Origin of the sequence: Nitrospira sp. SG-bin1 (assembly GCA_002083365.1) — a bacterium.
Taxonomy (GTDB): domain Bacteria; phylum Nitrospirota; class Nitrospiria; order Nitrospirales; family Nitrospiraceae; genus Nitrospira_D.
Map to the genome: position 1 here is coordinate 68,532 of LVWS01000034.1, position 14,215 is coordinate 82,746.

The following is a 14,215-nucleotide window of genomic DNA, read 5'->3' on the forward strand; positions in this document are numbered from 1 at the left end:
GTGCCGCGTCTGGGTCTTGACTCGCCGGAATCCATGGGTTGTATAGGCTGAATGTTGCTAATTGATCCACAATTCACACAGCGCAAACCGAGGCATTGCCACGCGAATAAATCCGTGGCCCCATAAAAATAATCATGTACTTTGAATCCTCCGCATCGTTCACACACCATGGCCGTTCTCCTTCCGTTGATTGTGATTGGACCCGTCCCACGACTGAGTCGAACATTCACCCATGGGCCAAGACTAAGCACGAACACTGCCATGCGCGCGTGATGAACGAACCCGTTGAGAATACAGTGTTTACAGTGCGAGGCGTCGCAGCTGATCGGCAGGGTCGGACCGGACAACTTGTCCCCATCCATCGACGACGTGTCGCGTACCGTCTGCGTTCTCGAAACGATACCGGTCCTTTCAGTAGTCGTCGGCGTATCCCAGTGACCACTGCCATAGGGAGTTGATGACATGTATCGCCCCACTATCCTGATCGTGGATGACGACGCCGAAACACAGGTATTGCTCCGAGACATATTGTCAAAGGAAGGGTATGAGATAGAGGTCGCCGCCGACGGACGGACCGGCTTAGAGCTCGTCATCCAGCGGACCCCGGATCTCGTCATTTCAGACATTCATATGCCGGGGCTCGACGGCCTCGCTCTACTGGACGAGTTGCGTTCTCGCGCGTACGACATGCCGGTGATTTTGATGACGGCCTACGGCAGTTTGAAGACGGCGGTGGACGGCATCCGAGCCGGGGCGTTCGATTATCTCAGTAAACCGTTCATCATGGACGACGTGCGGCTGGTGGTCCATCGCGCGCTCGAACATACCCAACTGTCCCGGCAAAACCAGCAGCTCAAAGACCAACTCCGCGACCGTTACCGATTCGACAATCTCGTCGGCAGCAGTCCCGCCGTCGTGTCCGTGTACAAATCGATCGCACGGGTGGCTCAGACGGACAGCACCGTCTTGCTGGAAGGTGAAAGCGGAACCGGGAAAGAGCTCATTGCCCGAGCCATTCACGCGAACAGTGCCCGGAATGCCGGCCCCTTCGTGACGGTCGACGGTGGAGCGTTGACCGAAACATTGCTCGAATCCGAGCTGTTCGGACACGAACGCGGAGCGTTCACCGGCGCGGTGGGCTCCAAGAAAGGCCTCTTGGAGAAAGCCCACCTGGGAACCTGTTTTCTCGACGAAGTGGCCGACCTGTCTCCGTCGCTGCAGGGGAAATTGCTTCGCGTCATTCAGGAGAGGGAATTCCGACGCGTGGGCAGCACCGCGACCACGACCGTCGACGTACGGATCGTCGCCGCGTCGAAGAAAGACCTGAATTCGCTCGTCCAGTCAGGAACGTTCCGCGAGGACCTGTATTACCGATTGAACGTGGTGACCATTCGTATCCCGCCGTTGCGGGAACGCATGGAGGACGTGCCGCTTTTGGCGCAATATTTCGTACAAATCTACGGTCCGTCCAAACCGAAACCCGTGACCGGGATCTCGTCCGAAGCCATGGATGTTCTGACCCGCTACTGGTGGCCGGGAAACGTTCGAGAACTCGAACATGCCATCGAACGAGCGGTCGCCCTCACTCCGCATCCCATCATCCATCCCGAGGACCTCCCACAGGCGGTCCATACCGCCACGGTGCAAGCGGCGGCTCACGCGCAGGGATGGGTCACCCTGGAGGAATTGGAACGAGAACATATCCTACGGGTGTTGAAGCACCATCATCAGGATCTCGGTCGGTCCGCTGAAATTTTAGGGATTCACCGCAAGACGTTATTGCGAAAACTACGGCAGTACGGTCTCGCGAACGAGCCTCGGACAAGGTATCTCTCTCCGGACATCTTGTCGGCCTCCGCCGAAGGGGAGTCCCCTTCCACAGCCTGCGATCCGGAAGAATTGGATACGTCACGTTCTTAGGCGGGTGGACCCAACTTTGCTAGTTCTGTTTTTTCCCAGAGGAAGAGGCGAGCGATCAGAGACGATTACGACACAGGAGGATGGTGCCATGGACGGATACGGCAAGCGGATACTGATCATCGACGACAATGAGGACATTCTGTATTTGACCGGAATGGCCTTGTCGAACCGCGGATATAACGTGTACACCGCTTGCGACGGCTTCGAAGGATTGGCGCACATGAAAAGACGTCGTTATGACGCCGTGCTCACGGACTTCCACATGCCGCGGTTGAGCGGCCTGCAATTCATCGAAATGTGCCGGTCGATGTGGCCGGAGACACCCATCATCCTGATGTCGGGAGATACCTGGATGACGGACCGAGCCGCTCTTGTGGAGGGAACCTTTGGCCGTGTGGCGAAACCGTTCGATCTCGCGCAACTTCTTGAGCTCGTGAACCGAGCCTGTCGCAACAGCCCGCACGGAGAACCGGTCACACGCTCCCGCGGCGATCGTCCATCTGGGCGACGATCTTCTTCGTTGAAGGAGCGTGACACCAATCTTCAAGCAACAGGTGCTGTCCCACTGACCAGTTAAGCTCGCTCGTCATCGCATCCGGATAGTTCGGACGTTCCTCACCGCCCGTTCCATCCTCCATCGACGCCAAGACGATGGCGGAGGACGACGCCGCCAACTGCCGATAGACGCGTTCCACGACCGACTCGACATCGGCCTGATCATCCACCCCACCGACACGTTGTAAACGTTGACGCATATCGTCCAATTGCGCCATGTCGGGCGATCCCCCGCGCTCGCGTTGCACTCGGGCGTCGCCTCCCGTCCACACGCCGGCCAGGGTCGGGAGATCGTGTGTGGTCGCAGAGGCGACGGACAGCCGCGGATAGCATGTCGGCGGGTCCGCTTCAAACCACATCACTTTGTACGATAAGACATGTCGTCTGGACAGATGTGCTCGTACTTCCTCTTCGACGGTCCCGAGATCTTCTCCGATCACGATCGCGCCGGCTCGTTGGCTTTCGAGCGCGACGATGGCCAACAGATCCTCGGCCGGGTAATGCACATATCCCCCCTCCCGAGCCGGTTGACCGGAAGGAATCCACCACTGTCGAAACAAACCCATGACATGGTCCAGCCGAATGCCCCCGGCGTGGCGGCATGACGCGCGAATGGTTTGAATAAACGGTTCGTAGGCCAATGCCCGCAGCCGTTCCGGAACAAACGGCGGCAACCCCCAGGATTGTCCGTCAGCACTGAAGGCGTCCGGCGGCGCACCGATCGTCATGTCCGACGCCAAGGCATCCTGCCACACCCACGCATCGAAGCCATCCGGCGTGAAACCCACCGGCACGTCGTGAAAGATTCGCACCGTCCGGGAAGCCGCATTCAGCTGTTGATCGAATTGCCATTGCGTCCACTCGTAGAATCCGATACGCCCTTCATGAGCTTGGTCAAAGTCGTCGGCAAAGGGGATCTGCGGCCGGCGGAAATCGCCTGGCCATTGCCTCCAATCGGTCCCCCATTGTTCCGCCATCACACAGAACCTCGCAAACTGGCGCAATGGCGGACCTTGTTCCTGCCGATACCGATCGAAGGCCTGCTCGCGGCGTGAATCATGGAGCCAACGACCGCCGTCCCAGAGATGTCGCAAGGCTTGTATCTTGAGCTGGAGGACGGCCCCTCTGTCGATCCGTCGTTCTTCATTGAGCGCATGTCCCGCTCCCGCAAGTCGATTCAGGTCCAAATCAGCCTGTGAAGCGCCTTCGATCGATTCCGGTTGCACATACAGAAGATTGCCGAACCGGCGCGTGATGGGAGAATAGGGACTCGGCTGTTGAGGACCGACCGGCCAATCGGCCTTCAACGGATTCACCAGAATAACGTCCCCCCCATGCCGAGCTGTCCAATCGGCCAGCGCCTTGAGATCGCGGAGGTCTCCGATTCCCCAGCTTCGCCGACTTCGAGCGCTATACAACTGCACCGACCACCCCCATGCGCGAAATTCTTCGGGAAGGAAACACCGCGGTGGAGCGACGATCAGACGAGAGACGGCACCGCTATCCATACGACGCAGGACATGATACCCGCAAGGGATATCTCCAGGCAGTACTCGACCGAGCGTTTGTTGGGTGCCGTTCTCCAACAACAGTTCCATGGGCTGTTCGACGATAAATGAATCCCCTTCTTCGATGACATGCACGGAATCGGCGGAGCCTGTGTTGCCCTCGGCTTTTTCGGCCGCCTGGCGAATCGAATTCGGAAGAGGCGACGAGATATTGCGTTCTTGCCATGAGCCAGGCATGACTACACCTCCGTACATCGTGATGCGCATTCTGTGGGAAATGAAATCCACGAGATGATTTGCAAAGCCAATACCGACCCCGCTTAGAATCATTCGGTAGGAATCGCTCGGACATCTCGTCCACTCGAAGACAGAATGACCGAGGAAGGTTCACCTCTTCCTTGTCCTCGTGGCTCCATCGACCTGATTCCAACGGCTTCCTCGTTGTGCTCGCAAGGCCTTCCATTTGCATGCCCGTACGGAGAATGTCTGACTATCTTTCTCGAACTGGAGGACTGAAATGGAAGTGGAACGTACATTCGAACAGTGGTCGATCGGAGGAGTGCGGGTGCGATGGAGCGCGGTCGTCGCCGGCTGGGCGGTTGGTCTCGCCACTCAGTTGGTATTGACGCTCATGGGATTGGCCATCGGCGCCTGGTCTATCGACCTGCAAGATGCCGAGCCGGTGGGAGGTGTGCCGATCGGAACAGGGATATGGACCGGCATCTCCATGCTCATCTCGGCCTTCGTCGGCGGATACATTACCGCGCGCATGTCGGGCAGTCCGTCCAGAAATGACGGACTCTATCACGGCGTGATCGTCTGGGGAGTCAATTGGCTGGTCTTCGCCTGGTTGACCACCACCGCGATGGCCACGATGTTGGGCGGTGTGTTTTCCGCTTTCGGCACCACGTTACAGAGTCTCGGTCGAGGCGCCACTACGGTTGTGTCGGCTGCCGCGTCACAATTGAGCGGCGGCAATATGTCCATTTCCATGGATGATCTGCGACGCCAGGCAGAGTCGATTCTGGCCGCGACAGGAAAGAAGGAACTCCAACCTGGCGAGGTGCGCGAAGACGCAGCGCGTGTTGCGGATGCATCGCGAAGAGGCCAGCCCCCGCAACAGCTAGCGGAGTCGGCCCTCCAAGAATTGCAGCAAAAGCTCATGGCATTGGACCGTGACGCCGCCATCAACATCATGACCACTAAAATGGGAATGACCGAGCCTCAGGCACGGCAGTTGGTTCAATCCACCATCGGTCTCATCGAGCCCCTGAAAGAAACGGCTCAGCAAGTCAAACAACAATCTGTCGAAGCCGGAAACCGCGCGTTGGACCGCATGGGAACCCTTGCGATGTGGCTGGCGGCCCTGGCCATCATCACGTTGGGATTGTCGATCGCCGGCGGCATGACCGGAACAACCGAGGCGCCTCAGGTGGAGGTGCAGGCGGAGCAATATCGTGATCGTGCGGAGATCAGACGAGCCAGCTAAATCGTCGTGTCTTCAGCATGGTTCTCAAGGCGCTTATATAAATACCTCGTGGACGAGCCAAGACGGGCTCGCCCACGAGGTAAACGAGCCGATAGACGGGACAATACGGCGATCACTCACGGGGCACGAACCCATGAAGCAGCTTCGCACCCTAACCCCGAACCATCATCACCCAACCGGTGCCCCTCAACCTCGTGACCGTCGCCGAATTTCCCATCTTTTCGCGCAGGGACATACGGCACCTTGTCTCAGGTAAGAAACCGGTATGGCCTCCTCTCCTACACGAATCGGCGATCTTGAGATCAAGCAAGATCTGGATGTACAGCGAACGACTTGGATCATACAACGCATCGGTTGGGCCGCCATGGCACTCATCGTCTTGGCTGCATTGGCTGGTGTGTTCAGTAGCGGTCCTTTAGCGCGAACCGTGATGACCGACGATCAACGGCTCTTTAGCTTGGAGTACGATCGCTTCGGCCGCTACGAGAGCGAATCGGTTCTCCGGCTCGAATTGACGCCCGAAGCGACGAAGGCTTCCCATGTGACTCTCTGGATCGATCGAATCTATTGGGCCAAGTATGCCATCGAGCAGATCCTCCCGGAACCATCGGCCACTCGCACGGGGTCGGATGGATTCAGCTACACATTCGACATCGGCGCGCAACATGCTCCGGCCGCGATCATCCTTCGCTTGCGACCGGAGCATATCGGAATGGCCGAGGGTCACATTCGCGTGAATGATCGCGGCTCCATCACATTTCATCAGCTTGTATTTCCGTAACCCCGATCGTATGTGCAACGTTTCCAGGGGAGGTGTGGCATGGAAACCGTTTTGCGGGCATTCACCATTTATTTGGTGCTGCTGATGGTTTTTCGATTGGCCGGTCGACGCACCCTCATGCAGATGACGAGCTTTGACTTCGTTCTGCTGCTCATCATCAGCGAGGCCACTCAGAACGCCATGCTGGGCAACGACTATTCGGTCACGACCGGTGTATTGGCGATCGTCACCCTCGTGGGAATCGATATCTTGTTGTCCCATTGGAAACATCGCTCCCCGGCGGTGGAACGATGGCTGGACGGCTTGCCGATGATCATCGTGGAAAACGGCATTCCGTTGAAGCGGCTGATGGATCAGGCACGAGTCGATGAGGAAGACGTGCTCGCCGCCGCTCGACAAGGCCCAGGACTTGAACGAATGGACCAAATCAAATATGCCGTGTTGGAGGTAGGCGGCGGAATTTCAGTCATCCCAAAGTAACCGTCATATCAATCGATGATCCGGCACGGCCGTGTCTCACGGACCCGTGGCAGGAATGGTGTACCGCTCTTCGATCGCGGAGCGTATCAGCTGACGACTGCGCGCGGCGCTGATGGAAGGTTGTTGCTCGATGCGGCGAACGGCATCGGCCAATTGGGAATCTTTGATGCCCTCGGCCATCCATGTGCTGTAATCTCCCTGTCGAAGGTGATGCAGCCACGTCGTTTCATCGACGCCTTCCGCGAGCTGCATGAAGAGAATCAAGTTGTGCGCGCGCAAGTTCAACGCATTGTTCGGGCCACGGAAATAAAAGCTTCGGTCCTCCGGCAACTCGCCTTCCGCGTATTTCCGGCGATGACGCTGACGGTCCGCTTCACAGGGAGCGATGCGCAGTTTGCAGGGCAATTCGGCGGACCGTCTATCCCAAAAGACCGCTTCACCATGGCCCAGCGCCGTAAGCTGCATCTGAGGTACAGGCTGGCCGACTGTTTCACAAAAGCCCGCAATCGTACCAGCCGGATCATCGCCCAAAGCCATCACCACATCCACCGTGTCAAGCACCGATCTCGCGACATGGTCTGGATGGACGGTGACATACACCATACCGGTCAAATCTTTCGCCAGCACAGCCTGGACCGGCTGCCAATCGCGGGGCAGTAAATGGTGCGTTTCGTCCACGAGAATCCAATGGGGCCGACCGTATTTTGCACGGCGCTCTTGCAGGGCCGGCAAAAGGGCCAGGAAAAAGGCGGGACGATCCTGCAAGGGCAAACCCACGAGATTGACGACCACATTCGCGTCCGGACTCTCCAAAGCGGTGAAAATCTCCGTCGTTCCCGGACCCCGTTGCGGAGTCCCAAACATGACCGCTCCCGCAAAGCCTTCATAATCGCCTTCGGGATCGATCACGCAAAACTGATACCCTTGTTCGATCACGCGTTCGAGAATTCCGGTGGCCAGCGTCGATTTTCCGCTTCCCGACGATCCCGCCAGCAATATGTTCGCTCCCGCGGCAGGAATCTCGACTTCTGCGCCGTTTTCGCGCATGCCGATAAGAACGTTGCGACGGCTCGCGCTGAACGGAGAGACGCCGAGATCATGCGACACGAGTTCGTCGATGACTTCGGCGACTCCGCGTCCCGCTTCGCCCGTAGTGACCCAATCGGCGATCTCTTTGAGAGTCGGGACCGCATTGGCGACCGCCACCGCATATTCACACCGGTTCAACAAGGCATGATCGTTTTCCGCATCCCCGATCGCCACGACGTTACGCGGAGATAGGCTCATCTCACGCAATGCGGCCATGAGACCCGTGGCTTTGTTGACCCCGGACGGGACAACCATGACGGCATCCCGATTGAATATGACTTGCAGTTCGAGCCCCAGATCGCGAATGACCTCGAGCAGCGTGACCTCATGCGGCCGAACCGTGCCGACGATGGAGTCTCCGAATGACAGTTCAGGAACCTTTCGACGGCGCAGTTCATCGAGGAACGCGGCGGGGATGGGAGGGGCGAGCATCGAATGTTCTCGCGTCGCGGGGCGGTAAAGCACGGCGCCATTGTCGGCGACGACTCGCTCGCACAGCGTGATCTCGGGAAAGATATCCAGAATATCCGGCAATAGACGCCCGGTTACCAGAATGATTTTCCGCCCGGATTGAACGAGACGCTCGAGCGCAGAAACCGTCTCCGGTCGGACTTGTCCATGGAGTGCCAGCGTATTGTCGTAATCCGTTGCGAGAGCCACGTACCTCATTGGCATCGCAGAAAACACCGGAAATATTTCACCATGCCGTTTGCCCTCACAATCCCCATCGATCCGCCGACTCATGCAAGGCACACAAAAGTGTGCCGTACGGCTCGCCTTTCTCAGAGAATCCTATGATTCACTCCCCGCAACCCGGGTTTCTTCCCCGAAGGTATGCGGCCGGCGTCCGTAGAAGCCATACCCGTAATAATTGTGAAAATCGGCGAAGGGATAATGCGCTCTGGGACGCTCATCCCAAAGAGTCATGTCATGAATCTCGACGAGCGGATAGTCATACTCCGCGTTATCGAGCGTGTCTCTCCGCAGACCGATAACCTCCCCGATAACCGTTACCCTTGATCCATCCTTAAGAATGGCAGGGTCGGTTATTTCGCCACGACTGTCTATCGCTAAGAACCGTCCTCGCGAGGACGCCTGGTTCCCGAGCGGAATATGGTCCGTATTCAATGGTAACTCCAGCACTTCAACCGACGTTCTTCCGGCGTTCCGTACGGCCTTAAGTACCACTCCGCCCCACACCACCAATTTCCCACGGTATGTGTCCGGTGACGTTTGAACTTGTTCATAGGACAATTTTTCGTTGACGTGAGCGGCTAGGCGATCCGGTATGACCTGATACCGGTTACATCCGTCGATAAAGACAGAAAGGAACAGGCAAGCGTACAAGTATGCGGTCCTGATTTTCATCACAGACCCTCAACAGACCTCGCCGTCCCGCAGGCGCATCGATCTTCTATCGTTTGCTGCTCGGTTGCTCACCTTCGTGACCGGGGGCTGGTCCCGGCGGCAAAGCACGCGGCCCGCTTGGTGGATCGTGACCACCGACCGTAGCTTCGCCCATAGGACCCGCAGGCGTCGGACGCTCCTGGGCCGCGGTATTTCCACTCTTCGGTTTTGGTTCACTACGGACTTTGTTGATCGCATCCATGTATTGCGAGACATCAGGGGACATATCCTTGGAATAGACGGAACTCGTTGCGGGATACAAGTCCTTTTTGGAGACGTTCAATGTCAAATGGCTTCCTTCCTGTTTGAACTGACTCCATTGGAGGGGCAGTTGATACTTGGTCTCTTCCAATTCGAGAACGGCGTACTCAACTTTTCCCGTCTTGGTATCCTTCAGCAGTTTTTCGATCGTACCGAGCGTCTCGCCTTGCTTGTTTTTCACGACTTGATCCAACGGCCCTCCCTTTTCATCGACCAATTCGCCTTGACGCACCGGCACGACATCATATTTGCCGACAACGCCCTCCCGACCACCGGTCATATCGGTTGCCTGTTTTTCAAGAGGATTCGGCTGATTCTTCTGGGTGCCGGACATCGTATCACCGGAGCCGCCGCTCGCCTGGGACATAGCCCAGTTGGGAGCCAGCAGCATCGCCGTGACTATCATCGTGTAACCCATTCGACTTCCCCTGGTCATAAGAACCTCCTCGTCATAGCCTACGTTCAATTGGCCGATGTCCGACCCGTCCCGGCGCCTTCGGGAATTTGCAAGCCGGCTGACTGTGAAAGCTTCATGATCGCATGCATCATATGTTCGGTCGCGTCGGTCGTCTGCCGCTGTTCCCCGTGTTCGATGGCTTCGCCCAACGCATAGACTCCTTCATTGAGCCGTTCGTTATGGCCGCTCCGCTGAGCGCGCTTTGCCGCATCGAGCGACTTCTTTGCGTGGGTCACCAACGCGTCGGGCTTGCCCTGTTTTCCCGCTGACTCTGCTTCCAGGGCATGGGTCAACGCTTCACGTACCGTGTTCTTGAACTCCATGCCGGTCTCCTGTTTCATCGTCTGGGACACTTCTGCGGACCTCGAACGAGCGCTGCCCATGGTATTCGTATCCAAATCGTAGAACTGATAGACCACCAGGGCCCACTCTCTGTTCGACATATCGGGCCAGTTATCCTTGTCGAAGCCGGGCGCGTTTTTTAAACGCTCTTCCTTCACGTTCAGAATGAAGTGCTCTTTGTCTTTGCTCAGCGTCATGATTTCCCAAGGCACGGCAAAATACTTGTCTCCCAGCCCAAGAAACCCGCCGAATGAAAGGACCGCATATTCGACGAAGCCTCCGCTTCGCCAATTGATAACCAAGTCCTTGATCTCTCCCAGGTCTTTCCCCTCCAGATTCGTCACGTGTTTGCCGATCAGGTTCGTCGCCTTTGTCACTCCCACGAGTTGTTGATCTGCCTGGGCAACGTAGCCCGGAGAAGCAATGCCGAGCATCAACGCCGCGAGGCCGCAGGCGAACGGTGCAATGCGTCTGTTTTCCATAAACAATACCTCCTTTACCGGTTCACCGTTCTCTCAATTCATCTGAAGAACTCCGTTGTCAGGGATTATTGCGCACTGAACAGTCTCGCCACCGAGACGTTCTCATCGAACCCGATGTCGCCCTTCGTCACATACGCGGATTGAGCATTCGCTCGACTGGGTCGGAGAACGGAAACGGACGAGCGATCGTAGAATCGATACGCCATGAATCCCGGCGCGCTCTTGAGATGTTCTTCTGTCACATTCCACACGAAGTGATCATGGTTCTCGCTCGGCGTCAATGCCGCCCACGGCACCGCAACGTATTCCTCTCCCAATCCGAGGAACCCGCCGAAGGACAGCACGGCATAGTCGATATATCCGTCGCTCCGCCAATTGATCACCAGATCTTTAATCCTTCCGAGATTTTTCCCATCGGGATTTTTCACCGGCTTCCCGATCATCTGTGCATAGTTCGACACGCCCGCAAGCTGGTCCTCGGCATGGACCAAACTCCCTACCCAAACACACCCCACCATCGTCAAGCTCACAATACCCCACTTCAATACGGACATCTGTCCGCGAACCGAGGCGGCTGATCGCTTAAGACTCATGATTCTCATTCACTCGCTCTCTTCTTCACTCACACGTAAACTCGGGAATCCCCTACCTCTTTATCAAGAAACGTTCTCGACACTACTCGCATCACAACATTCTGCAAAACACAATCTGCAAAACACAGACCGCTTCTTCATGACTCATTATTCCTCTTGTCCCCCATAAGTCATGTCTCTCATCCTATCGCGAGGTGCTTCGCTGAGAGTCTCGAGGAAGAAAATGGGGAAGGGGAAGAACGGCAAAATGATTCCGACACCCGGGACCCTTACTCGGACAAGATGTCTGTCCTAAAGACAAGTCTTCCAGAAAACCTATTCAACGATAAGGAGAGATGGAACCTTGACCAGGGAGAAGGACGCCACTCGTGTCTAGGCACTTGGCTTGCACCAGCCAGATCCCTTGAGAAGGGAAGGATGCTGCCTATGGAAAACATCGGGCGCAGACGCTGGGCGATCGCAGAAGGTTACATTCCGGCAGGGAGCCATGGTCCTGCCCCGCAGATGACCAGCCACGAAACAGTGTGCCTGTTGAACGCGTCCGATCGAGATGCCCGGGTCCGTATCACAATTTTCTACAGTGACCGTGACCCGGGAGGACCATATCAGCTCATGGTGCCGGCGCGACGAACGAGGCATATCCGTTTCAATGACCTCACGGATCCGGAACCGGTCCCTCAGGAGACCGATTTCGCCAGTCTTATCGAATCCGATGTACCGATCGTGGTGCAGCATACCCGCCTCGATTCACGTCAGGCTGAAAACGCCCTGCTCAGCACCATCGCGTTCGCAGGTGACACGTGAGCAGGACAACCGTCTCTTCCACCGCACCGCGACCGACCGTAGACCCGTACGCCCGGGAGACAACTAGAAAAGAAGATAGCCTCGATCGTGACGCCCCGCGCGCGGGACAACGGGATACGATTCGATCTCACGACTGAACCGAGCACGCAATGATTCGATGAGTCCACGTCACTCTTCGCCAACGTCCAGAAACGTACCGGTGTCCTTGTCATCAGATAAATCCACGCGCGACAAAGCGGGAATCGACCGACACCTGTGGGAGATCCGCCCGATTCGTGATCTCTTCATCCTCGGTGCCATCGCAGGACTACTCTGGTCTCTGTACGCCTTGCATACCGTCTTTTTGCCGGTGTTTATCGCCCTTCTATTCGCCTACCTGGTTCATCCGTTTGTCGACTACGCTTCCTCCCACTGGGCTGCTCCGCGCCCCCTCACGGTCGGAATACTCATGTTTCTGCTGGCGCTCGCCCTCGTCGGCATCGGATTTTGGCTGGTGCCTCTCATCGTCGAACAAACTCAGGCGCTGATACAGAAAATCCCGGTGTACATACGAAGTCTTTCACAACGCTATGACGCCTGGCTCGGCGGCTCGTCTTTCAATCTACGAGACCTGTTGGGCCGCCTGTACGACGACCCCCTGGCGACACTGCAACCGCTCCTCTTGGGAACCGGCCAGGCCTTCGGCCTGCTCGGACAGCTGCTGGGGATCACGGTCAACGCCGCCCTCTACACGTTCTTGATTCCCGTCTATTTTTTCTTCTTCGCCTGGCACTTTACACGCATGAGCCAAACCGTCGTCCGCCTGATTCCCCTTTCGCATCGACCGCACATCCTGCACGTCTTGCATCGGATGGATACGGCCGTGCGCGGCTTCTTTTTTGAACGCCTCCTCATCACCGTGATCACAGGTGTGTTGTACGCGATAGGGTGGGCCTTGACCGACGTTCCCTATTGGTTTCTGCTGGGAGTGGCCACCGGCTTAGCCTCCTTGGTGCCATATCTTTCCGCCGTCGGATGGCCCTTGGCCGTCATACTGAAGTACGCCGACGCCGTGACCGCCGGTCAGTCCGCCGAGACCGAATGGATGGCGGTCTTGTTATGGCCGAGCGTCGCTTACTTGGTGGTGCAATTCATCGAAAGCTGGATCCTCACTCCCTGGCTGCAAAGCCATTCCACGGACATGAGCGCGGCAACGATTCTCATCGTTGTGCTCTTGGGTGGCGCCGTCGGGGGACTCTTCGGACTGATCTTCGCGATTCCGTTCGCGGCCTGCCTCAAAATCTTGATCGAAGAATATATCAAGCCGCGATGGCTCCAGTGGGTACGTGACGCCTAGCCTGCAACGCAACCAGTGACGGATCAAGGAGGTGCCAATGAGACGTACGAATGCCATGTTGGGTCATCGTCCCGACTACGGCTGTTCCAACTCGGTGTTACGGATCGCCCGCTGACAATCGTACGTCATGGTCATCCTCCCGAAACAATTTCCGATGATCGTCATGGATGTCTAGGGAACGCCCCAGTACGGTAGATCGTAAGACCTCTGTAGTCTTTTTCATGAAACGAATGAACGGAAAGGAGCGCAACATGGACCGATTGACGACACTGCTCTTGCTTACACTTCTTGTGTCAGGAAGCACGGCATGCGACGCCACACGAGAGCTGGTCAAAGCGCCTTTTGAGGCGACCACGGCGTTGTCAAATGGAACCACACAGGCTTCAAAGGAAATACTGGAACCGCTCAAAGAGTTCACTTCAAGCACCACTCCTGGGGCGATGTATAACGATCCGCTGAAGGCGAAACATCGATTCCAGGTTTTCATCGCGTATACCTTCGATAACGTTCAACGGGACATCGCTCAAGGAAAAGGGGAATATTTGACGTCCCTCGCGACGCTTGCCGATATCCCGCAAGAACGGCGTCCCGAGTTTTTTGCCATGCTGCAAAATCGCTATGCCGCCATCTATTCCACGGACAAGCCGATCGAATCGCTGCATCGCTTGGTCGCCGTGGCCTGGCCTGAGCACGGTTCCGAGAAATGAGGCC

The 14,215-nt window shown here is 56.9% G+C and carries 13 protein-coding genes and 1 pseudogene; 7 read left to right on the top strand and 7 right to left on the bottom strand.

Annotation, left to right across the window (positions count from 1 at the left end; all coding sequences use genetic code 11):
- Positions 1 to 462 precede the first annotated feature (462 nt).
- Positions 463 to 1,806, top strand: a pseudogene (locus A4E19_19690) (hypothetical protein).
- A gap of 169 nt (positions 1,807 to 1,975) precedes the next feature.
- On the opposite strand, the gene A4E19_19695 reads toward A4E19_19690, so the two are convergent.
- Both A4E19_19695 and A4E19_19700 read right to left on the bottom strand, forming a co-directional pair.
- Positions 1,976 to 2,383 (bottom strand): hypothetical protein, encoded by a 408-nt coding sequence (locus A4E19_19695; protein ID OQW32257.1) that lies wholly within the window; start codon positions 2,381 to 2,383, stop codon positions 1,976 to 1,978.
- Positions 2,384 to 2,393: 10 nt separating this feature from the next.
- Positions 2,394 to 4,313 (bottom strand): hypothetical protein, encoded by a 1,920-nt coding sequence (locus A4E19_19700; protein OQW32258.1) that lies wholly within the window; start codon positions 4,311 to 4,313, stop codon positions 2,394 to 2,396.
- A gap of 187 nt (positions 4,314 to 4,500) precedes the next feature.
- On the opposite strand from A4E19_19700, the gene A4E19_19705 reads away from it, so the two are divergent.
- From A4E19_19705 to A4E19_19715, 3 genes are all read left to right on the top strand, one after another.
- Positions 4,501 to 5,472: a hypothetical protein gene (locus tag A4E19_19705; protein ID OQW32259.1), complete on the top strand. Its 972-nt coding sequence runs from the start codon at positions 4,501 to 4,503 to the stop codon at positions 5,470 to 5,472.
- Between the two features lie 265 nt (positions 5,473 to 5,737).
- Complete coding sequence (locus A4E19_19710; protein OQW32260.1) at positions 5,738 to 6,253, top strand: hypothetical protein; 516 nt, start codon at positions 5,738 to 5,740, stop codon at positions 6,251 to 6,253.
- A 39-nt stretch (positions 6,254 to 6,292) separates the two neighbouring features.
- Positions 6,293 to 6,733, top strand: a complete 441-nt coding sequence (locus A4E19_19715; GenBank protein ID OQW32261.1) for a hypothetical protein — start codon at positions 6,293 to 6,295, stop codon at positions 6,731 to 6,733.
- Between the two features lie 36 nt (positions 6,734 to 6,769).
- Here A4E19_19715 and A4E19_19720 read toward each other — a convergent pair whose 3' ends face one another.
- The 5 genes from A4E19_19720 to A4E19_19740 all read right to left on the bottom strand — a co-directional run bounded on the left by A4E19_19720 (position 6,770) and on the right by A4E19_19740 (position 11,364).
- Positions 6,770 to 8,491 carry a phosphoglycolate phosphatase gene (locus tag A4E19_19720; GenBank protein ID OQW32328.1) on the bottom strand — a complete coding sequence of 574 codons (1,722 nt, stop codon included), beginning with the start codon at positions 8,489 to 8,491 and terminating at the stop codon, positions 6,770 to 6,772.
- A 123-nt stretch (positions 8,492 to 8,614) separates the two neighbouring features.
- On the bottom strand, positions 8,615 to 9,190 hold the full coding sequence (locus A4E19_19725; protein OQW32262.1) for a hypothetical protein: 576 nt from the start codon (positions 9,188 to 9,190) through the stop codon (positions 8,615 to 8,617).
- A gap of 46 nt (positions 9,191 to 9,236) precedes the next feature.
- Positions 9,237 to 9,908: a hypothetical protein gene (locus tag A4E19_19730; GenBank protein OQW32263.1), complete on the bottom strand. Its 672-nt coding sequence runs from the start codon at positions 9,906 to 9,908 to the stop codon at positions 9,237 to 9,239.
- Between the two features lie 44 nt (positions 9,909 to 9,952).
- The gene (locus tag A4E19_19735; protein ID OQW32264.1) at positions 9,953 to 10,771 is read right to left on the bottom strand and encodes a hypothetical protein; all 819 of its coding nucleotides are present in this window, start codon (positions 10,769 to 10,771) and stop codon (positions 9,953 to 9,955) included.
- 65 nt (positions 10,772 to 10,836) lie between these two features.
- Complete coding sequence (locus A4E19_19740; GenBank protein OQW32265.1) at positions 10,837 to 11,364, bottom strand: hypothetical protein; 528 nt, start codon at positions 11,362 to 11,364, stop codon at positions 10,837 to 10,839.
- 426 nt (positions 11,365 to 11,790) lie between these two features.
- Between A4E19_19740 and A4E19_19745 the strand changes: the two genes are divergently transcribed.
- The 3 genes from A4E19_19745 (at position 11,791) to A4E19_19755 (ending at position 14,211) form a co-directional block, all read left to right on the top strand.
- Positions 11,791 to 12,168, top strand: coding sequence for a hypothetical protein (locus tag A4E19_19745; GenBank protein ID OQW32266.1), 378 nt, complete (start codon positions 11,791 to 11,793; stop codon positions 12,166 to 12,168).
- A 199-nt stretch (positions 12,169 to 12,367) separates the two neighbouring features.
- Complete coding sequence (locus A4E19_19750) at positions 12,368 to 13,504, top strand: hypothetical protein (protein ID OQW32267.1); 1,137 nt, start codon at positions 12,368 to 12,370, stop codon at positions 13,502 to 13,504.
- Positions 13,505 to 13,755: 251 nt separating this feature from the next.
- A complete protein-coding gene (locus tag A4E19_19755) occupies positions 13,756 to 14,211 on the top strand; it encodes a hypothetical protein (protein ID OQW32268.1) in 456 nt (151 codons plus the stop codon).
- The last annotated feature ends 4 nt before the right edge of the window (positions 14,212 to 14,215 follow it).

Excerpts from the sequence above, each read along its gene's own strand:
- A4E19_19700 (OQW32258.1), bottom strand. The coding sequence starts at position 4,313 with ATGATTCTAAGCGGGGTCGGTATTGGCTTTGCAAATCATCTCGTGGAT.
- A4E19_19705 (OQW32259.1), top strand. The coding sequence starts at position 4,501 with ATGGAAGTGGAACGTACATTCGAACAGTGGTCGATCGGAGGAGTGCGG.
- A4E19_19710 (OQW32260.1), top strand. The coding sequence starts at position 5,738 with ATGGCCTCCTCTCCTACACGAATCGGCGATCTTGAGATCAAGCAAGAT.
- A4E19_19715 (OQW32261.1), top strand. The coding sequence starts at position 6,293 with ATGGAAACCGTTTTGCGGGCATTCACCATTTATTTGGTGCTGCTGATG.
- A4E19_19720 (OQW32328.1), bottom strand. The coding sequence starts at position 8,491 with ATGAGGTACGTGGCTCTCGCAACGGATTACGACAATACGCTGGCACTC.
- A4E19_19725 (OQW32262.1), bottom strand. The coding sequence starts at position 9,190 with ATGAAAATCAGGACCGCATACTTGTACGCTTGCCTGTTCCTTTCTGTC.
- A4E19_19730 (OQW32263.1), bottom strand. The coding sequence starts at position 9,908 with ATGGGTTACACGATGATAGTCACGGCGATGCTGCTGGCTCCCAACTGG.
- A4E19_19735 (OQW32264.1), bottom strand. The coding sequence starts at position 10,771 with ATGGAAAACAGACGCATTGCACCGTTCGCCTGCGGCCTCGCGGCGTTG.
- A4E19_19740 (OQW32265.1), bottom strand. The coding sequence starts at position 11,364 with ATGAGTCTTAAGCGATCAGCCGCCTCGGTTCGCGGACAGATGTCCGTA.
- A4E19_19745 (OQW32266.1), top strand. The coding sequence starts at position 11,791 with ATGGAAAACATCGGGCGCAGACGCTGGGCGATCGCAGAAGGTTACATT.
- A4E19_19755 (OQW32268.1), top strand. The coding sequence starts at position 13,756 with ATGGACCGATTGACGACACTGCTCTTGCTTACACTTCTTGTGTCAGGA.